Source organism: Streptomyces sp. NPDC008313, assembly GCF_042956125.1.
Lineage (GTDB): Bacteria > Actinomycetota > Actinomycetes > Streptomycetales > Streptomycetaceae > Streptomyces.
Map to the genome: position 1 here is coordinate 134,366 of NZ_JBIBFR010000015.1, position 17,951 is coordinate 152,316.

Below are 17,951 nucleotides of genomic sequence, written 5' to 3' on the forward strand. Positions count from 1 at the left end.
GCCCGCCTCACCGGACGGCGCCGCACCCCACCGGCGGATCCGCCGTGCCGGCCCGTCGCCAGGTGCCCGCCGCGTCACCTCACCGGCGGTAGAAGATCCGGTCCCCGTACTCCTCCATCACCCGCCCGTTCCACTCGTGCCCCCCGTCCACGTTCCCCGACCGCAGCAGCGGGGGCTCGATCCCCCGGCCGGCCAGGACGCACGCCGCCGTGGCCATCACGGCCTGGAGCAGCGCCGACGTGACCACCGTCGACGCGGGGGCGAACGGCGCCGCGACGGTGTCCACGGTGATCTCCGCGTCCCCGACCGCGATCTTCGAGTCGAGCACGACGTCGCAGTGGTCCTTGAGGAACGTCCCCGACACGTGCCGGGACGTCGTCTCCGCCGCGTAGGCGACCGACGTCACGCCGATCACCCGTACGCCGAGCGCGCGGGCGTTCATGGCCATCTCGACGGGCAGCGCGTTGCGTCCGGAGAGCGAGATGATCACCAGGACGTCGCCGGCCCGCAGCGGGCTGGTGTCCAGGACGGCGCTCGCGAGGCCGTCCACCCGCTCCAGGGCGGAGCCCAGCGTCGCGGGCATGACGTCCACACCGACGACGCCGGGGACGGTGAGCAGGTTCATCAGGGCGAGCCCGCCCGCGCGGTAGACGACGTCCTGGGCGGCGAGCGAGGAGTGACCGGCGCCGAACGCGAACAGCCGGCCGCCGCCGGTGACGGTGTCGGCGATCAGGGTGCCGGCGGCGTCGATGGTCTCCGCCTCCTCGTCCCGCACGCGGTGCAGCAGGCCGATCGCGGCCTCGAAGAACTGCTTGGCCGGCGTGCTGTCACTCATCTGCGAAGCCCCCTGGACGATGGCTGCCGTGTCACTCCGTCGTGTCGCGGGATCACGGTGCGGTCTGGACCACTGCGCTGTCAATACGGCCGAGCGGCGTCCGGGGTTCCGCCGGTGAGGCACGCTTGTCAGTGCTATGCGTCAGTATTGAATCCAGGGCCAGCGCACGCGCCGGTGGGCCGTCCAGCTCCCGGCAGAGCAAATCGAGGGGCACGAATGTCCGGACTGATCGACACCACGGAGATGTATCTCCGCACCATCCTCGAGCTGGAGGAGGAAGGTGTGGTCCCCATGCGTGCCCGGATCGCCGAGCGCCTCGACCAGAGCGGTCCGACCGTCAGTCAGACCGTGGCGCGCATGGAGCGCGACGGACTGGTCGCGGTCGCCAGCGACCGTCATCTGGAGCTCACGGAGGAGGGCCGCCGCCTCGCCACCCGCGTGATGCGCAAGCACCGGCTCGCGGAGTGTCTGCTCGTCGACGTGATCGGGCTGGAGTGGGAGCAGGTGCACGCCGAGGCGTGCCGCTGGGAACACGTGATGAGCGAGGCCGTCGAGCGCCGTGTGCTGGAGCTGCTGCGTCACCCGACCGAGTCGCCGTACGGGAACCCGATCCCGGGCCTCGAGGAGCTGGGCGAGACGGACGGCGCGAACCCGTTCCTGGACGAGGGCATGGTCTCGCTGGCCGAGCTGGACCCGGGCACCGACGGCAAGACGGTGGTCGTGCGCCGCATCGGCGAGCCGATCCAGACGGACGCCCAGCTGATGTACACACTGCGGCGGGCCGGTGTGCAGCCCGGTTCGGTGGTGAGCGTGACGGAGGCGGCGGGCGGTGTGCTCGTGGGCAGTGGCGGCGAGGCCGCGGAGCTGCACGCCGAGGTCGCCTCGCACGTGTTTGTCGCCAAGCGCTGATCCCGTCCCGGGCGGGACTGTTCCGCCGCGGGGCGGCCCCGGAGGGCCGCCGACCTGCGGTCCGGGTGCGGGCAGGCCAACTACCGGGACGTGAGGGGCAGTTGTGCCGTTCCGGCCGATCGGGCCGAATCCAAGATTCAGTGCGCCGAATCGCAGCGGTCCGGCCGTTCGCGTGCGAGGCTGTCGCGTGAGGCATATGACCTGAGGGGCTCTTGGCCGCGTACGACAGCGATGTCACGGCGGCCGGGAAGGGGACGGGGATGATGTGCCGTAGAGACGTGGAGGGCCCCGGCGCCGTGCGGCGCCGGGGCCTGTCCTCCCCTGTGCTGACCCGGAGCCCCGAGCTCCCAGGGTCACTCCCCGCGGACCGATTTCCCCGAGCGGTCCGCCCCCCGCTGAAGATCTCCCCTGAGGGACGGCGGTCAATCCTTGAGCACGGTCACTCGAACGAGGGGTGTTGCCGCCAAGAAGCACACCTTCGGATACACGTTCGATAGCGTGCGGGTGCAGCGGTGAACGACGGGTACGAGTGACCGGCCGGACCGGGCGGAGGCGTGCGGTCCGAACGAGAGGCCCCAGGGGGGTGCCAGACCTATGGTGCGGCGCATCGACGTGACCGGTACGGGGGGCGTACGCCTCGCTGCCTGGGAGTTCGCCGACCCGCCCAAGGGCGACCCGGCGACGGTCTCCGCCGCGGCGGGCTCGACGGCCGCCGGGCCCCGGGCGGCCGGCGGACGCGGCGCCGAGGGGGCCGGGTCCGCCGCCGCGCGCGAGGACGAGCGGGCGCCCGGCGTGCTCTTACTGCACGGGCTGATGGGACGGGCCTCGCACTGGGCGAGCACCACCCGCTGGCTCTCCGAGCGGTACCGCGCCGTCGCGCTCGACCAGCGGGGCCACGGCCGCAGCGAGAAACCGCCCAAGGGCGCCTACACCCGCGAGGCCTACGTGGACGACGCCGAGGCCGCCCTGGAGCAGCTCGGGCTCGCCCCGGCCGTCGTCATCGGCCACGCGATGGGCGCGCTGACCGCCTGGCAGCTCGCCGCCAAACGCCCCGACCTGGTGCGCGGTCTGATCATCTGTGACATGCGGGCCTCGGCGCTCGGGGCCGCCTCGCAGCGCGAGTGGGAGGACTGGTTCGAGGCGTGGCCGGTGCCGTTCGCCACCCTCGCCGACGTACGCAAGTGGTTCGGTGAGGACGACCCCTGGGTGGAGCGCCCCAACCCGGCCCGCGGCGAGTTCTACGCCGAGGTGATGGCCGAGTCCGCCGACGGCTGGCGCCCCGTCTTCGAACCCGAGCAGATGCTCACCTCCCGCGAGACATGGGTCTACGACGCCCACTGGGAGGAGCTGGCCCAGGTCCGCTGCCCCGCCCTGGTCGTCCGCGGCCTCGACGGCCAGCTCGGCCGCGCCGAGTCCCAGGAGATGGTCCGTGTCCTCCCGCACGGCCGGTACGCGGAGGTGGCCGACGCCGGCCACCTCGTCCACTACGACCAGCCGGACGCCTGGCGCACGGCGATCGAGCCCTTCCTGGACGACGTGTTCAAGGGCTGAGGCCCGGGGCCGGGGGTGCGCCCTCGGCCCCGGGACACGCCCCGGTCCGCCCGCCCCGCGGCCGCGGGCTCAGCGCCGGTTGTCCCGCCCGCAGGCGTAGGCGAGGGGGGAGATCAGCTCCTCCGCGTCGGGCAGCCAGCGGTTCGCGGGAGTGGGGCGGCAGGCCCACTGGACGGCACCCCGCGAGCCGTACCGGGTGGGCGGCGCCGCCACGTACGCGCCCTCGCCGAGCACGACGAGGCCGAGGGAGGCGAGCGGCCAGCCCAGCTTCCGTACCAGCTCCGGGATCTTCGCCGCGGCGCCGGGGAGCACGAAGAACCGCATGCGCCCGTCCGGAGTGCAGGTGACCGGTCCGAGGGTCAGCCCCATGCGCTCCATCCGGGCGAGAGCGAGGAACCCGGAGGTCTCGGGCACGTCGAGCGCGTCGAACGTCCGCCCCGTCGGCAGCAGGACCGACGCCGTCGGCTGCGCCGACCAGAGCCGGCGGGCGGCGGTCGCACTGCCCGTCGCCTGTGTCGCCCAGTCCTCGCGCGCCGCGTGCGCCCCCGGCAGCGGGCACGCGGGCTCGCCGCAGGAGCAGCGCGGCACCCCGTCGACGGCCTCGAGCCAGGTGCCGGGGAACACGTCCCAGTGGCGTTCCTCGGTATAGCGCACAGCGGCGTCCATCAGTGATTCGCCCCGCTGCGTGGGGATTCGGGCGGTCTCGGTGCCTGTCTCGGTGCCTGCGATCGTCTCTTCCACGATGAACACAACTACTGCCGTCAACTCGGGTTACGGCCGCGCCCCTTCGTCCGGACGGCGGCGTCCGCCGAAGTGCGGCACCGGGGCGGACGGGCACGTGGGGCCTGCGCGCGCGGGGGAGGAGCACCGTTTCCCCGGCCGGGGCGCATGGGTGCATGGGCGGGGGCGCGCGGGAGGAACGGGCTCGGGGGCGGGTAACCAGGGTGAGGGGCCGGGCATCCGCCTTCACCCCGGCAATCCTCACATGTCTCGCATTGTCGGTATGTCCGCGGGGCATTGATCTCCGAGGCCGGATCTTCCGGATCGTCCTCCGGAACCTCCCGGCCGCGTGCGCGGATCCGTCCGCCGAGCCGCTGAGAACCGACAACCCGGTGCGTGGGCAGGCACCGCAGCCACAGGGGGTACGTCATGGCCGCAAGGCCTCTCGTCGCGCGGCAGCCGAACGAACGGCTGCAGGCGCTCATCCAGGAAGCGGGCTGCTCGAACGCCGGACTGGCCCGCCGGGTCAACATGTGCGGCGCGGAGCACGGCCTCGACCTGCGCTACGACAAGACGTCCGTGGCGCGCTGGCTGCGCGGACAGCAGCCGCGCGGACGGGCGCCGGCGATCATCGCCGAGGCGCTCGGCCGCAAGCTCGGCCGTACGGTCACGATCGACGAGATCGGCATGGCCAACGGCAAGAACCTCGCCTCGGGCGTCGGGCTGCAGTTCTCGCCGACCGTGCTGGGCGCCATCGAACAGGTCTGCGAGCTGTGGCGCAGCGACGTAGGCCGCCGGGACTTCCTGTCCGGCTCCTCCGTCGCCGCCTCCGCGCTGGTCGAGCCCAGCCGCGACTGGCTGATCTCCGCGCCGGACACCCAGGTCTCGCGGGCCGGCGGCCCACGGGTCGGGCTGTCGGACGTGGCGGCCGTCCGCGCGATGACCCAGGCCCTGGTCGACCTCGACCACCAGTACGGCAGCGGGCACGTCCGGCCCGTCGTCGTGCACTACCTCAACAGCGTCGTCTCCGGGCTGCTGGCCGGCTCGTACCGGGAGGCCGTGGGCCGCGAGCTGTTCGCGGCGGTCTCCCGGCTGACGGAGCTCGCGGGCTACATGGCCGTCGACACCGGGCAGCCCGGTCTCGCCCAGCGGTACTACATCCAGGCGCTGCGGCTGGCCCAGGCGGCCGGGGACCGCGCGTACGGCGGGTACGTGCTCGCCGCGTCCATGAGTCACCTGGCCGCGCAGCTCGGGAACCCGCGGGAGATCGCGCAGTTGGCGCGCGCGGCGCAGGAAGGAGCGCGAGGGCGCGCGACGCCGCGCGCGGAGTCGATGTTCCACGCCGCCGAGGCGCGCGGGCACGCCCTGCTGGGCGACGCGCGGGCCGCCCAGGCCGCGTCCGGGCGCGCGCTCACGGCCCTGGAGGCGGCCGACCCGGCCGCCGGCGACGACCCGGTGTGGATCGCGCACTTCGACCACGCCTATCTGGCCGACGAGTTGGCGCACTGCCACCGGGACCTCGGACAGGCGCAGGCGGCCGCACGCAGCGCGGAGGAGTCCCTGGCCGGGCACCCCGCCTCGCGGGCCAGGCGGCGGGCCATCGGCTACGTCCTGCTCGCCACGGCCCAGGTGCAGCAGCGCGAGGTCGAGCAGGCCTGCCACACCGGTCTGCGGGCCGTCGAACTCCTCGGCACGCTGCGGTCCAACCGGGGCGCCGAATACCTCGACGACCTCCAGCAGCGGCTCCAGCCCTACCGGGAGGAGCCGGTGGTACGGGAGTTCGGGGCACGTCTCGATCTCCAGGCGGCGGCCTGAACGCCCGGAACCCGCACCGGCCTTGAGCGTCCGGAAGGTGGCCGCGGCCCGAACGCGCGGCGAACCGGAGGCCGGTGAGGGAAAGGGGCCCTATACAGCGCCCGGCGGGCCGGTTCTGTTACCGCTGTCACCGGAGGCGGCGTCCTGGGACGTCACCTCCGGTGCTGCGTGGCACGGGGTCGTGGGGACCCGGTAGCGTGAGCCGACGATTCCGAAGGTCCCCCATTCGTAGGAGTCCCGGTGACGCAGAGTGGACAGGGCGAGGAGCCCTCGGCGCAGCCCGCGCGCGAAGGCATCGTGCTGCCCTCCGACGGCAGTGCGCCCCTGCTGCCGGGCACGGCGGGCGACCGCCCGGCGGACGGCCACGCCGTCCCGGCGGGCGGCCAGACCTGGGGTCAGCCCTGGGGGCCGGGACAGCCGCAGCAGCCCGAGCGGTCCGACCCGTCGGCGCAGGCCCCGCAGCCCGCGTACGGCTGGGGCACGCCCGGGGACGGCTGGGGCGGTCAGGGCGGCCAGGGCGGCGGCTACGGATACCCGCCGCAGCAGACCGGCGGTGCCGGCCCGCTGCCGCCCGAGGGCGCACAGCCCTCGTCCTACGCCCCCGGGGGCTACCCGGCGCACCCGGGAGCCGGTGCGCCGGGGCATACGCCCGCGCACTCGGCGCCGCTGCCGCCGGCCGCCGACGAGGGCGCCACGCAGTTCATCCCGCCGGTCGCCGCGGGGGGGCCCGAAGGGGCGACGCAGTACCTGCCGCCGGTGCCCCCCGCGCCCGACGAGGGGGCGACCCAGTACATCCCGCCGGTGGGCCCCGGAGCGCTGCCGCCCGAGACGCCGTCCGACGCCACCCAGTACCTCGGCCGGGGGCCGCAGGGCGCCGCGGGACCGCTCCCGCACACCGCGGACCACGCGCCGCACCCGGCCTCCCACCCCGATGCCGAGGCGACCCGGTTCATGGCGCCGGTGCCGGGGCAGCCGGGCGGGGGCCGGCCGTACGGCACCGCGCCGGGCGGCCCGGACGACCGGCAGCCGCCCGCCGAGTTCGACAACCTCTTCCGCGACGGCTCCGGCCCCGCCGGCGGAGCCACCCAGCAGATGCCCCGCTTCACCGGCCCGGACCAGGCACAGGCGCAGGCCGCTCCCGCCCCGGCTCCGTACGCGCCGCAGGGTCCCGGAGGCCGGGCCGCCCGGCGCACCGGCTCCGCGTCCGACGGCGGCGGCCGCGGCGGCCGCACCGGTTCGCGCGTCCCGCTGATAGCCGCCGTGGGCGTCGGCATAGCCGTGCTCGGCATCGGCGCGGGCGCCCTGCTCAGCGGTGGCGGCGGAGGCGACGGCGACCAGGACGACGACAGCACGACGGTGTCGGCGACCGCGCCCGCGTCCGAGGAGTCGGCGTCGCCGTCGGCCGACCCGGCCAAGGAACAGGCCGTCGCGCTGGACAAGCTCCTCGCCGACAGCAACAACAGCCGCGAGTCGGTGGTCAACGCCGTCACCGATGTCCGCGCCTGCAAGAACCTCGGCACGGCCGCCGCCGACCTGCGCAACGCCGCCGAGCAGCGCGGCGGCCTCGTCACCCGGCTCACCACGCTCTCGGTCGACAAGCTCCCCGCCCACGCGGAGCTGACCGCCGCGCTCACCAGCGCCTGGAAGGCCTCCGCGTCCGCGGACAACCACTACGCCGCCTGGGCCGACCAGACCGCAGGCAAGCACGGCTGCAAGAAGGGGCACGCCCGCACCACCGGCCAGACCGCGGCGGGCAACAAGGCCAGCGGCACGGCGAGCGCGCAGAAGGTCAAGGCCGCGAAGCTGTGGAACGCCATCGCGGCCAAGTACGGCCTGACCCAGCGCCAGCCCACCCAGCTCTGACCCCGGCGCGCGGCCCGGTCCGGCGCGCCGCCCCGGCGCGCGGCGCTCAGTCCGCGTCCTCCAGCGTCTTCGACACGTTGATGAACCCGCGCCGCACCGCCACCAGCCGCCCGTCGCGGACGACCTGGAAGGTGACGTCGGCGTTCATCAGCCGGGGGAAGTCGACGGCGGCGATCAGGTTCTCGAAGCGCCAGCTGAGCTTCGGCGTGAGGCCGCCCGTGCGCACCTCGAGGCCCTCGTCGAGTGCCTTGCGGATGGTGCGGGCGGAGACCTCGCCGCCGCCCAGCGACTCGACGACCGCCTTCAGCACGGTGTACGCGACGTACGTGGTCTGCACCCCGGCGTCCCCGGGGTCGATCCGGTTGTCGTTGAAGGCCTCCTTCTTGATCACCTCGCGCATCGGCTTCCAGCGGGCGTCGCTCGCCACCGGGTACCAGCCGGTGACGTACGCCCCCTCGTACGGCCCGGCCGCGCCGCCGGCGGCGTCGATCCCCGACTGGTCGACGCTGCCCAGCACGGTCGCCGTGCGCACCTCCGGATAGTCCTCGCGGGCACGCCGGAAGGAGTCCATGAAGGTGTCCGTGCGGTCGCCGAGCGCGGTGACCACGCAGCCCCGCTTGCCGGGCTCGGACGTCGCCCCGCGCAGCGCCCGCTGCGTCTGGTCCCCGTACTCGGTCGCGTCGTCCGGGGCCAGCAGGTCGGCGGAGGCGGCGTGCCCCGAGGACCGCAGACCCGCGTTCAGCAGCACCGGGAGCTGGTCGCCTGCCACGGTGTCGGGCCGGATCAGGGTGACGGGGCCGCACGCCCGGCCGAGCTGATGGCCGAGACCGGCGAGCAGGGAGGGCTGGCCGCCGTTGACCGGATAGGAGAGCGGGTTGGTGAACTCGTCGTCCGTGACGCCGTACCCGCCGATGTAGGGGATGCCGACGGAGCTGATCGGGGCGAGGAACGAGCGGCCGTACTGGCTGTAGGAGCCGACGACCGCGTCGACGTCCGCGTCGACCGCGCGCCGGGCGCACGCGACGGCGCCGACGGTGTCGTTGTGGTCGTTGCAGGTGAGCACCTTCAGCTCGCGTCCGCCCAGGCCGCCGTGGGCGTTCACCCAGCGCGCGTACGCCTTGGCCATGGCGGGCATCCCGGGTTCGTTGGTCGAGGCGGTCCCCTCGGGTGCCCACGTCATGACGGTGACGGGATCGTCCCCGGTGCCCCCCGTGACACCAGGGATGATCCCGCACCCGGTGAGGAGCGACGCACATGCCGCCAGGGCGCCCGCGGACAGCGCGGTGGCCCTGGCGGCGGGGTCGAGGGCGGGGAGGAGCCTGCGGATGAGTCGCCTGCCGGTCATGTGACCGCACCCTTCCTTCACAGACCCAACCCGTGCGTGACCAGTGGCCAACAGAAGGTGACGGACAGGTGAATTACGGGGGCCGGGCGATCCCTGGGAGCGAGGAACGTACGATCGGTGACCGTGCAAGGTACGGAGAACTCTTCCCGTCGCGGGCGTCGCTCATCCACCATGGGCGGCATGCCACTCAACGACATGCCGTGGTGGCGCTGGCGCAGCAATGTGCGCTCCGCGCTGCACATGCTCTCCGACCCGGTCTTCCAGCGGGACGTCTGGCTCGCCGGCGTGGACGGGTACGGGGACGTCACCGACGCCGTGTACCGCCTGGTCGAGGACACCTGGCTGGACAACTGGTCCGCCGAGAAGTACGTCGGGACGATCTTCCGGGACTCGCAGGAGGCGGCGCTCGTCGACAGCGCGGTGCTCCGCGTCCTGCGGATCATGCACCAGGTCGGGCCGGACGCGCCCGTCTCCGCGTACCTCGACCACCAGGCGTGGCCGGAGGCGGTCCGTGCCGCGCGCGACGCCCATCTGCGCATGGCGGCCGGCGACGGCGAGAACCCGGACACCCCGCCCAGCACGCTCGAGGTGCTGCGCATCGTGACGCGGTCCGCCTGACGGACGGCCGTGTGCCGGTCCGGCCCGGTATGGGACCCTGGCGTGCATGAACGAGCAGTCCGTCCGCGCCGACGCGCCCGCCGAGCAGTACGTCCTCACGCTCTCCTGCCCGGACAAGCAGGGGATCGTGCACGCCGTGTCGAGCTACCTCTTCATGACGGGCTGCAACATCGAGGACAGCCAGCAGTTCGGCGACCACGACACCGGACTGTTCTTCATGCGCGTCCACTTCTCGGCCCAGGCCCCGGTCACCGTGGAGAAGCTGCGGGCGAGCTTCGCGGCGATCGGCGACTCCTTCCACATGGACTGGCAGATCCACCGGGCCGAGGACCGGATGCGGGTCGTCCTCATGGTCAGCAGGTTCGGCCACTGCCTGAACGACCTGCTCTTCCGGGCCCGGATCGGCGCGCTGCCCGTCGACATCGCGGCCGTGGTCTCCAACCACACCGACTTCGCCGAGCTCGTGGCGTCGTACAACGTGCCGTTCCACCACATCCCGGTCACCAAGGACACCAAGGCGGAGGCCGAGGCGCGGCTGCTGGAGCTGGTCCGCGCCCAGGACGTCGAACTGGTCGTCCTCGCCCGCTACATGCAGGTCCTCTCGGACGACCTCTGCAAGCAGCTCAACGGCCGCATCATCAACATCCACCACTCGTTCCTGCCGAGCTTCAAGGGCGCGAAGCCGTACCACCAGGCGCACACGCGCGGGGTGAAGCTGATCGGCGCCACCGCGCACTACGTGACCGCCGACCTCGACGAGGGCCCGATCATCGAGCAGGAGGTCGAGCGCGTCGGACACGGCGTGACCCCGGACCAGCTCGTCGCCATCGGCCGGGACGTCGAGTGCCAGGCGCTCGCCCGCGCCGTGAAGTGGCACGCCGAGCGCCGCATCCTGCTCAACGGCCGCCGCACGGTCGTCTTCGCCTAGCCCCCGCTCGCCCGCCCTCGTGCGGCCGGGGCTACATCCGGCTCAGTGACGCCGCCGCGTACAGCACGTCCCTGATCGCCTCGCGGTCGCCGTCCTGACCGGCGGCCGCCTCACGCGGCGACACGTGCCCCGCGGCCAGCCGGCAGAACTCGACGCCGTCCAGCGCGACATGGGCGACCTCGTGCTCGGCGGAGGCGGCCGCCCCCGGCGAGTCGAGCGGGATCAGCCACTCCCCGCCGCCCGAGCCCTCGATCTCCAGCCGCAGGCTCCGCCCCGGCGCGCCGGCCGTGACCAGGTGCCGGGCGCCGTGCGCGGGCGGCCCGGCCAGCCCGGCTCGGCGCCGCCGCGCCAGCGAGGCGGGCAGCATCCGCGCCGCCAGGTCGATCATCCGGTGCAGATGGCGCGGCGCTGGCGGCTCGTACGGGTAGTCGACCGCCTCCGCGATGTCGCCCGCGTGCACCCAGCACTCGAAGGCGCGGTCCAGCAGCGCGTCCCGCAGGGGCAGTTCGAAGTCCCCGTACGGCACCGGGAGTGCCCCGGCGCCCGCGCCGCCCGACCGCGCGCCGCTCTCCCGCGCGAACGACGCCGTCCGCACCAGGAGATGGCTCTGCTCCCGCCACGGCTCGCGGACGGAGCGGGTGGGCGGGACGGCGGCGGCCCGCCAGTACGCCTCCGTGCGACGCCCCGGGGTGCCGTCCCCGGACGTCTCGCGCAGCGGGTCGTCGAGGCCCAGGGCGAGGGCGACCAGGCCGTCGACCGCGAGCAGATGGGCGATGACCCCGGCGACGGTCGTGCGGCGGCTCGCCGGCTCCTCCCCGTCGAACCAGCGCAGCCGTACGGGCGCGTGCCACTCCGCGTCGCCGATGTCCTGCAGCAGCGCGTCGAGGCGGGCGGCCTCCGCGTCGTACGGGGCGGCCCAGCCGGGCACCGGGATGCGCGGCGGACGCCGGTCGAGGCAGCCCTCGAGGACCCGGGTGCGCAGCGCCGGATCGAGGTCGAGGCTCTCCGCCGGGTGCAGCAGGCCGACCGCCTCGCGCAGCCGCAGCGCCTCGTCGGCGCACGGGCCGCAGCCGCCCAGGTGCTCCTCGACCGCGGCCGTCTCCTCGGCGGAGCAGGCGGCGAGCGCCCACGCGCCGAGCAGCGACTTCAGCACGCGGTGCTCCCGTACGAGGGGTGCGGCGGACGGGGGAGCCGGGGGCCCGGGGGCCGGTGCGGCGGTGGCGGACGGCGGGCCGGTGTCGGTCACGGCGCACCCCCGGGCTCGGACGATGTCTCCGGGGAGCCGGTGTCGTGGGCCGTGGACAGCAGCTGGAGTCCGAGGCGGAGCCGGCGGCGGGCCTCCTCGGCGGTGATGCCCAGGTCGGCCGCGGTCTGCCGGTAGTCGCGGCGCTGGAAGTAGGCGCGCTCCAGGGCGGCCCGCAGCGGCGTGGGCATGGACGTGACGATGTAGTCGGCGCGGGCGGCCACCGAGGCGCTGCGCACCTTGCGCTCCAGCTCCTCCGCCGCGCTCGGCCCGGTCCCCTCGGCGCGGGCGAGCGCGGCCGTCTCGGTCTGCCGCAGCCGCCGCACGGCGAGACGGTGCGTCAGCGTGGCGACCCAGGAGCGCAGCGGGCCCTGCCCGGGGTCGTAGGCGCCGGGGTTCTCCCAGACGTAGGCGAAGACCTCGCGGGTGATCCGGTCGGCGGCCCGCTCGTCGTCGAGCACCCGGTGGGCGAGACCGTGCACGAGCGAAGCGAACCGGTCGTAGAGCTCGCCGAGGGCCGCCGCCTCGCCGCGGGTCAGACGCTGCTGCATCCTGCGGTCCCAGCGGGCCGGAGCGTCCTTCGCCGCCATGCGTGCGTGCCCCCTCGCCCCTGTTCGTGTCCAGGCCCGTCCGGGCGCCCGTGGGTGTGCCGTCGTCCAGTCGAATGTAGTGGGCAGTTCGGCCATCGCACGCCCCTTTGCGTCAATGTGCGCCCCCCGGAGGCCCGCGAGTGGTAAGGGAAAGCTTCCCTCCGCAGGTCGCCCACACTGTGCGATTCGGATCAGAACTGCCTACTTCGGACTGAAGTCCCGGTGAATATGACCGAAACACGATCGGAATGGCTCGACAGCGTCACGTCAGCGTCGGAGGTCCGGTGTTTCATGGAAGGGCGGTTGGGAAGGCGCGCACGAGGAAGCGTAGGGTCTGCTTCCGTTTCCGGCGAGCGAGAGGCATGGCGGTGACAACGCTCAAGGTGACCGACGGCGACCAGGGCGAGTGGGCCGTGCTGCGCGTCTCCGGCGAGATGGACCTCATGACGTCGCCGACCGTGCGGCAGCGCGTGCACGACGTGGTGGCCGACGGCCGGCACAGCCTCGTCCTCGACCTCTCGGAAGTCCTCTTCTGCGACTCCAGCGGCGTCGGCGTCCTCATCGCCACCCGCAGGCTCATCCGCTCCTGCCAGGGACGGCTCCGGCTGATACTCCCCGCACGCGGCGCCGAGGACGGTTCCCACGTCAACCGGGTGCTCTCGGCCCTCGGTGTGCGCCGCCTCTTCGACGTCTACCCGGACGTCGGCACGGCCCTCGACGAGGAGTCGCGCCCCCTCTCCGCGTGAACGGCACCCCTTCCGCCCCCGCCGGGTCCTCCCACGTCGTACGCTCCGTGCCAGACGCACCCGACGCAGAGGTAAGGCGGTCCGAAGACACCATGGTCAGCACCGAGTACGAGCGGAGGATCGCCGCCCGGTTCGCGACCTTCGACCAGGACGGCAACGGCTACATCGACCGGGAGGACTTCAACGCCGCGACCAAGGCGGTCCTCACCGAGTTCGGCGTCAGGGCCCGGTCCGACAAGGGCCAGGCCCTGTACATCGGCGCCGAGGCGTTCTGGCAGGGCATGGCCGGCATCGCGGACCGCGACGGCGACCAGCGCATCACCCGGGACGAGTTCGTGGGCGGCGCGGTGAAGCGGCTGCGCGACAACCCCGACCGGTTCGCCGAGATCGCCCGCCCCTTCCTGCACGCGGCCCTCGCCGTCGCGGACACCGACGGGGACGGCGCGGCCACGGTCGACGAGACCGCACGCGTCCTGCGGGCCCTGGGCGCGCCCGGGGAGGTCGCCGCGGCGGCGGCCGCCTCCCTCGACACGGACGCGGACGGCCGCATCGGCGAGAAGGAGGTCGTCGGCGCGTTCGCGCGCTACTTCACCGTCCCGGAGTGACCCGGCCCCAAGTCGCCCGCCACGGAGGCGGGTTGGCCGGGAGGCCGACGCCGTGATGCCCGCCGGAGCCCTCGTTCCGCACGCGGTTCGAGGGCTCCGCGGAGGAGATGTCACGGAACGTGGCACACCGTCATTACAGAGCGTTGATACCGGGTTGTGTCCTACGCGTGACTTGTCACGGACTGGAGTCGGCGTCCGGCTCGGGTACCTTGTGTGGGATGCGAGTGGTTCTGATGCCGAGCCATCCCGGTGCCGCCCCCGAGGCGACTCCGGGCCGGGCGATGTGCGCCGCTCGCGGGGCAGGGCGAACCTCCGCCACTGCCTGTTCGACTCCCCGCGGCGAGCGTCGCACAGTATGCCGTATGCGTACTCCTTCGCGCTGGAATATGCCCGAAGCGCTTGTTGGGGTGACTGTACGTCAACCATGCTGTCCCGTAAGGGGATCACGTTCCGTGATCCTGTGTCTGGCCATGCAGTCGATGGCCACGTTCGTGGCCCTTGTGAGGCGCGAGGCGATGTGTCCGCCGGTTCGGATGGTGTGAGCGGTGCAGGTGCTTCAAGTGCAGCTGGAGATCCGGCCCGACCCCGCAGAGGTGGGGCGAGCCCGCAGATGGGCGCGGTCGAGGCTCGTGGGATGCGGCATAGGAGTCGATGAACCGCTCGCCGAGACGTTGATCCTGCTCGTCTCCGAGCTGGTCACCAACGCCGTGGTCCACACGGGCTGCCCGGCCGTGCTGCGGCTGCTGCTGCCCGGCGGACGGGACGACGCCGCGGACCCGTCCGGCCCGTCCGGCGCCCCGGGTCCCGCGGAGGCCGTCGCCGGCACCGTCCGCCTGGAGGTGGCCGACTCCAGCGCCCGTCCCCCGGCCCCCCGGCACGCGGACGGCGACGAGACCAACGGGCGCGGCCTGGAGCTGGTCGACGGGCTCGCCGACCGCTGGGGCTGGAGCGTCGAGGGCACCGGCAAGAGCATCTGGTGCGAGCTCGACCGCTGCGCCTCCCGGTCCCCGGCACCCGCCCCCGCGCCGGCGACGGCGTACCGGGGCGGGCCGACGGCGTTCGAGGACCTGGCGCGGGCGGCGGTCTGAGGGCACCGGGGCCCACCGGTGCGGGCGGGCCCGGAGTCGATCCGGGCCGCCTCCGCCGCGTCCGCTCCGCGCCCCGTCTCCCGCCCTGCGCCGCGGTGCCGTCCGGCCCGCCCTCCGGTGCGCCGGGGCACCCGCCCGGGTACGCGTGCACGAACCCCCTGCCCCCGCGTTCCGGCCAGAGCCGAATGCGCCGGGTGATGCCTCCATGCGCGCGGCCGCAAAGACGTCAGTAAGCGACAAATCACACGATCGGGTGTTGACGGCGAGTATCCGTTTGATCACGCTGTTGTTCAGCGATTCGCCGTGAGGGGACGGCGAGGGTTCCGGTGACGGGACCCCCGGCGAGTGTGGGTCGCGATTCGGCGTCGGCTCCTCGCCCGGCCGGGGGGGTAGGGCGAGGCGGACGCGCCGGAGCCGGATGGCGGCGCGCGACGCCGCGCCCGGGGCGGGGGTGGGGACCTTCCGTCCGGGCGCAGTCGGCACTGGGGGAGGCGCGCCGCCACCCGACGCCCTCGTCTGTCCACAGCCTGTGGACAGTTTTCCGTCACGCGACGGAACCCTCCTTCGCCGGACCGCCGGACCGCCGGACCGCCGGACCGTCTCCGGCCCGTCGCGCGAGCGGCTCCTCGCGGACGGCCTCCGTCACGCCGCCCGGCCGTCCGCTCCCTCGCCCCTCGTGCGGAACGTCCGCCGGTACACCGTCGGGGTGACCCCGAGAGCGGCCTGCAGATGCTGGCGCATCGACTGGGCCGTGCCGAACCCGGCCTCCCGGGCCACCTGGTCGATCGAGAGGTCGCTGGACTCCAGCAGATGCCGGGCCCGGTCGACGCGCTGCCGGGTGAGCCACTGCCCAGGGCTGACGCCGACCTCCTCACGGAAGCGGCGCGTGAACGTCCGTACGGACATCGACTCCTGGGCGGCCATGTCCCGCAGCTGGACCGGCTCGGCGAGCCGGTCCAGCGCCCAGGCGCGCGCCGCGGCCGTCGTCGCCACCTGCGGTTCCGGCACGGGCCGCTGGATGTACTGCGCCTGCCCGCCGTCCCGGTGCGGCGGCACGACCGTCCACCGGGCGACGTCGTTGGCGACGGCGGTGCCGTGGTCGCGCCGTACGAGGTGCAGGCACAGGTCGATCCCGGCCGCCACGCCGGCGGAGGTCAGCACGTCCCCGTCGTCGACGAACAGCACGTCCGCGTCGACCCTGACAGTCGGGAAGAGCCGCTGGAAGTGCGCGGCGCTGGCCCAGTGCGTGGTCGCGGGGCGGCCGTCGAGGTATCCGGCGGCGGCGAGGACGAAGCCCCCGGTGCAGATCGCGGCCAGCCGGGTGCCGGGCCTGATGTGGGCCAGGGCGGCGGCCAGTTCGCCGGTGAGCACGCCCTCGTCGTACACGGGGCCCAGCTCGTACGAGGCGGGGACGACGACCGTGTCCGCAGTGGCCAGCGCCTCCGGGCCGTTCTCCACGAGGACCGAGAAGTCGGCGTCGGTCGCGACCGGGCCCGGCGGCCGGACCGAGCACGTGACGACCTCGTACAGCCTGCGGCCCTCGGGGCCCCTGGCGCGGTTGAAGATGCGCTGGGGGATGCCGAGTTCGAAGGGGAGCAGGCCGTCCATCGCGAGGACGGCGACGCGGTGCCGGCGAGGGGCGGGGGCAGAGGTCATGGCCTGATCCTAGCGAACACTGTCCTTCCGGCCACTCGTCCGCCGTGACCGCGGGCCCGAAGCTCTAGGCGTGACCCAGACAAGCGACGCCATCGACTCCACCCGGGGCCCGGAGGACTCCGGTCCGGCCACCCGTCGGCCGGACGGCCCCGCCCGCGTCCGCGGCCCCCGTGTCCACCGTGCCTGGTTCGTCGCCGCCGTGACCTTCGTGACGATCATCGGCGCCGCGGCCTTCCGCTCGCTGCCGGGCCTGCTCATCGACCCGTTGCACGAGGAGTTCGCCTGGTCGCGCGGCACGATCGGCGCCGCCGTCTCCCTCAACCTGGCGCTCTACGGGCTGACGGCGCCGTTCGCGGCCGCGCTGATGGACCGCTTCGGCATCCGGCGGGTCGTCGCGGTCGCCCTCCTGGTGATCGCGCTCGGTGCCGGAGCCACCGTCTGGATGACCGCACCCTGGCAGCTCATGCTGTGTTGGGGCCTGCTCGTCGGCCTCGGTTCCGGCTCCATGGCCCTCGCCTTCGCCGCGACGGTCACCAACCGCTGGTTCACCGAGCGGCGGGGCCTGGTCACCGGCATCCTCACGGCGGCGTCCGCCTCCGGGCAGCTGATCTTCCTGCCGCTGCTCTCCTGGATCGTCTCGGAGCACGACTGGCGCCCGGCCGCGGTCACGGTCTCCCTCGCCGCCCTCGCGGTGGTCCCCTTCGTCTGGCTGCTGCTGCGGGACCACCCGGCGGACGTCGGCCTCACGCCGTACGGGGCGACCGAGTACGTCGCCAAGCCCGCGCCGGTGCCGGGCGCGGCCCGGCGGACGGTGCGGGTGCTCCTGTCGGCGGTGCGCACGGGCCCGTTCTGGCTGCTCGCCGGGACGTTCGCGATCTGCGGCGCCTCGACGAACGGACTCGTCCAGACCCACTTCGTGCCGGCCGCCCACGACCACGGGATGCCGATCACGGCGGCGGCCTCGCTCCTCGCGGTCATCGGCGTCTTCGACGTGGTCGGCACGGTCGCCTCGGGCTGGTTCACGGACCGCTTCGACTCCCGCCGGCTGCTCGCCGTGTACTACGCCCTGCGCGGCGTCTCGCTGCTCTTCCTGCCCGTCCTGCTGTACCCGACCGTGCACCCGCCGATGATCTTCTTCATCGTCTTCTACGGACTCGACTGGGTCGCCACCGTCCCGCCCACCCTGGCCCTGTGCCGGGAGCACTACGGGGAGGACAGCGCGATCGTCTTCGGCTGGGTCCTCGCCTCGCACCAGGTCGGCGCCGCCGTCGTCGCCTTCCTCGGCGGCGTCGCCCGGGACGCCTTCGGCTCGTACGACGTGGTCTGGTACGCCTCGGGCGCGCTGTGTGCGGCGGCGGCGCTGATGGCGCTGGTGATCCGCCGCCGCCCGGCGGGGAACCTGACGCCGGTGCCCGCGACGGCCTGACGCGGTGTGGGTG

Annotated in this window: 16 protein-coding genes; 10 read left to right on the forward strand and 6 right to left on the reverse strand. The window is 74.0% G+C overall.

Annotated elements, in window-relative coordinates; genetic code table 11:
* Positions 1-79: 79 nt before the first annotated feature.
* Positions 80-835, reverse strand: a complete 756-nt coding sequence (locus tag ACFY93_RS21565; RefSeq protein WP_391361374.1) for a sugar isomerase domain-containing protein — start codon at positions 833-835, stop codon at positions 80-82.
* A 216-nt stretch (positions 836-1,051) separates the two neighbouring features.
* Here ACFY93_RS21565 and ACFY93_RS21570 point away from each other — a divergent pair, with 216 nt between their 5' ends.
* Both ACFY93_RS21570 and ACFY93_RS21575 read left to right on the forward strand, forming a co-directional pair.
* The gene (locus tag ACFY93_RS21570; RefSeq protein WP_391361376.1) at positions 1,052-1,744 is read left to right on the forward strand and encodes an iron dependent repressor, metal binding and dimerization domain protein; all 693 of its coding nucleotides are present in this window, start codon (positions 1,052-1,054) and stop codon (positions 1,742-1,744) included.
* Positions 1,745-2,338: 594 nt separating this feature from the next.
* On the forward strand, positions 2,339-3,295 hold the full coding sequence (locus tag ACFY93_RS21575; RefSeq protein WP_391361379.1) for an alpha/beta fold hydrolase: 957 nt from the start codon (positions 2,339-2,341) through the stop codon (positions 3,293-3,295).
* 69 nt (positions 3,296-3,364) lie between these two features.
* Here ACFY93_RS21575 and ACFY93_RS21580 read toward each other — a convergent pair whose 3' ends face one another.
* Entirely contained in the window at positions 3,365-4,045 is a 681-nt protein-coding gene (locus tag ACFY93_RS21580) for a bifunctional DNA primase/polymerase (RefSeq protein ID WP_391361382.1), read from the reverse strand.
* Between the two features lie 399 nt (positions 4,046-4,444).
* Here ACFY93_RS21580 and ACFY93_RS21585 point away from each other — a divergent pair, with 399 nt between their 5' ends.
* A complete protein-coding gene (locus ACFY93_RS21585) occupies positions 4,445-5,830 on the forward strand; it encodes a transcriptional regulator (RefSeq protein WP_391361385.1) in 1,386 nt (461 codons plus the stop codon).
* A gap of 240 nt (positions 5,831-6,070) precedes the next feature.
* Entirely contained in the window at positions 6,071-7,693 is a 1,623-nt protein-coding gene (locus tag ACFY93_RS21590; RefSeq protein ID WP_391361386.1) for a hypothetical protein, read from the forward strand.
* 46 nt (positions 7,694-7,739) lie between these two features.
* Here the strand turns inward: ACFY93_RS21590 and ACFY93_RS21595 are convergent, their stop codons facing one another.
* Positions 7,740-9,038: an ABC transporter substrate-binding protein gene (locus tag ACFY93_RS21595; RefSeq protein ID WP_391361389.1), complete on the reverse strand. Its 1,299-nt coding sequence runs from the start codon at positions 9,036-9,038 to the stop codon at positions 7,740-7,742.
* A 117-nt stretch (positions 9,039-9,155) separates the two neighbouring features.
* Between ACFY93_RS21595 and ACFY93_RS21600 the strand changes: the two genes are divergently transcribed.
* Together ACFY93_RS21600 and purU are read left to right on the forward strand one after the other, a co-directional pair.
* Positions 9,156-9,656, forward strand: a complete 501-nt coding sequence (locus ACFY93_RS21600) for a hypothetical protein (RefSeq protein ID WP_391361391.1) — start codon at positions 9,156-9,158, stop codon at positions 9,654-9,656.
* A 46-nt stretch (positions 9,657-9,702) separates the two neighbouring features.
* Positions 9,703-10,584, forward strand: a complete 882-nt coding sequence (gene purU / locus ACFY93_RS21605; RefSeq protein ID WP_391361393.1) for a formyltetrahydrofolate deformylase — start codon at positions 9,703-9,705, stop codon at positions 10,582-10,584.
* 31 nt (positions 10,585-10,615) lie between these two features.
* Here the strand turns inward: purU and ACFY93_RS21610 are convergent, their stop codons facing one another.
* Positions 10,616-11,830, reverse strand: a complete 1,215-nt coding sequence (locus ACFY93_RS21610; protein ID WP_391361396.1) for a zf-HC2 domain-containing protein — start codon at positions 11,828-11,830, stop codon at positions 10,616-10,618.
* Positions 11,827-12,417: a sigma-70 family RNA polymerase sigma factor gene (locus tag ACFY93_RS21615; protein WP_391361398.1), complete on the reverse strand. Its 591-nt coding sequence runs from the start codon at positions 12,415-12,417 to the stop codon at positions 11,827-11,829. The genes ACFY93_RS21610 and ACFY93_RS21615 overlap by 4 nt, the downstream gene beginning before the upstream one ends.
* A gap of 362 nt (positions 12,418-12,779) precedes the next feature.
* Between ACFY93_RS21615 and ACFY93_RS21620 the strand changes: the two genes are divergently transcribed.
* From ACFY93_RS21620 to ACFY93_RS21630, 3 genes are all read left to right on the forward strand, one after another.
* Positions 12,780-13,163, forward strand: a complete 384-nt coding sequence (locus tag ACFY93_RS21620) for an anti-sigma factor antagonist (RefSeq protein WP_391361400.1) — start codon at positions 12,780-12,782, stop codon at positions 13,161-13,163.
* Positions 13,164-13,255: 92 nt separating this feature from the next.
* Complete coding sequence (locus ACFY93_RS21625) at positions 13,256-13,768, forward strand: EF-hand domain-containing protein (protein WP_391361403.1); 513 nt, start codon at positions 13,256-13,258, stop codon at positions 13,766-13,768.
* A gap of 545 nt (positions 13,769-14,313) precedes the next feature.
* On the forward strand, positions 14,314-14,856 hold the full coding sequence (locus ACFY93_RS21630; RefSeq protein WP_391361406.1) for an ATP-binding protein: 543 nt from the start codon (positions 14,314-14,316) through the stop codon (positions 14,854-14,856).
* Between the two features lie 642 nt (positions 14,857-15,498).
* Here the strand turns inward: ACFY93_RS21630 and ACFY93_RS21635 are convergent.
* Complete coding sequence (locus ACFY93_RS21635) at positions 15,499-16,512, reverse strand: helix-turn-helix domain-containing protein (RefSeq protein ID WP_391361409.1); 1,014 nt, start codon at positions 16,510-16,512, stop codon at positions 15,499-15,501.
* Positions 16,513-16,582: 70 nt separating this feature from the next.
* Here ACFY93_RS21635 and ACFY93_RS21640 point away from each other — a divergent pair, with 70 nt between their 5' ends.
* Positions 16,583-17,938, forward strand: coding sequence for an MFS transporter (locus tag ACFY93_RS21640; RefSeq protein ID WP_391361411.1), 1,356 nt, complete (start codon positions 16,583-16,585; stop codon positions 17,936-17,938).
* Positions 17,939-17,951 lie beyond the last annotated feature (13 nt).

What these genes read in the sequence shown, in the direction of transcription:
- ACFY93_RS21565 (WP_391361374.1), bottom strand. Translation starts at nt 835, where the DNA reads ATGAGTGACAGCACGCCGGCCAAGCAGTTCTTCGAGGCCGCGATCGGC.
- ACFY93_RS21570 (WP_391361376.1), top strand. Translation starts at nt 1,052, where the DNA reads ATGTCCGGACTGATCGACACCACGGAGATGTATCTCCGCACCATCCTC.
- ACFY93_RS21575 (WP_391361379.1), top strand. Translation starts at nt 2,339, where the DNA reads ATGGTGCGGCGCATCGACGTGACCGGTACGGGGGGCGTACGCCTCGCT.
- ACFY93_RS21585 (WP_391361385.1), top strand. Translation starts at nt 4,445, where the DNA reads ATGGCCGCAAGGCCTCTCGTCGCGCGGCAGCCGAACGAACGGCTGCAG.
- ACFY93_RS21595 (WP_391361389.1), bottom strand. Translation starts at nt 9,038, where the DNA reads ATGACCGGCAGGCGACTCATCCGCAGGCTCCTCCCCGCCCTCGACCCC.
- purU (WP_391361393.1), top strand. Translation starts at nt 9,703, where the DNA reads ATGAACGAGCAGTCCGTCCGCGCCGACGCGCCCGCCGAGCAGTACGTC.
- ACFY93_RS21615 (WP_391361398.1), bottom strand. Translation starts at nt 12,417, where the DNA reads ATGGCGGCGAAGGACGCTCCGGCCCGCTGGGACCGCAGGATGCAGCAG.
- ACFY93_RS21620 (WP_391361400.1), top strand. Translation starts at nt 12,780, where the DNA reads ATGGCGGTGACAACGCTCAAGGTGACCGACGGCGACCAGGGCGAGTGG.
- ACFY93_RS21625 (WP_391361403.1), top strand. Translation starts at nt 13,256, where the DNA reads ATGGTCAGCACCGAGTACGAGCGGAGGATCGCCGCCCGGTTCGCGACC.
- ACFY93_RS21635 (WP_391361409.1), bottom strand. Translation starts at nt 16,512, where the DNA reads ATGACCTCTGCCCCCGCCCCTCGCCGGCACCGCGTCGCCGTCCTCGCG.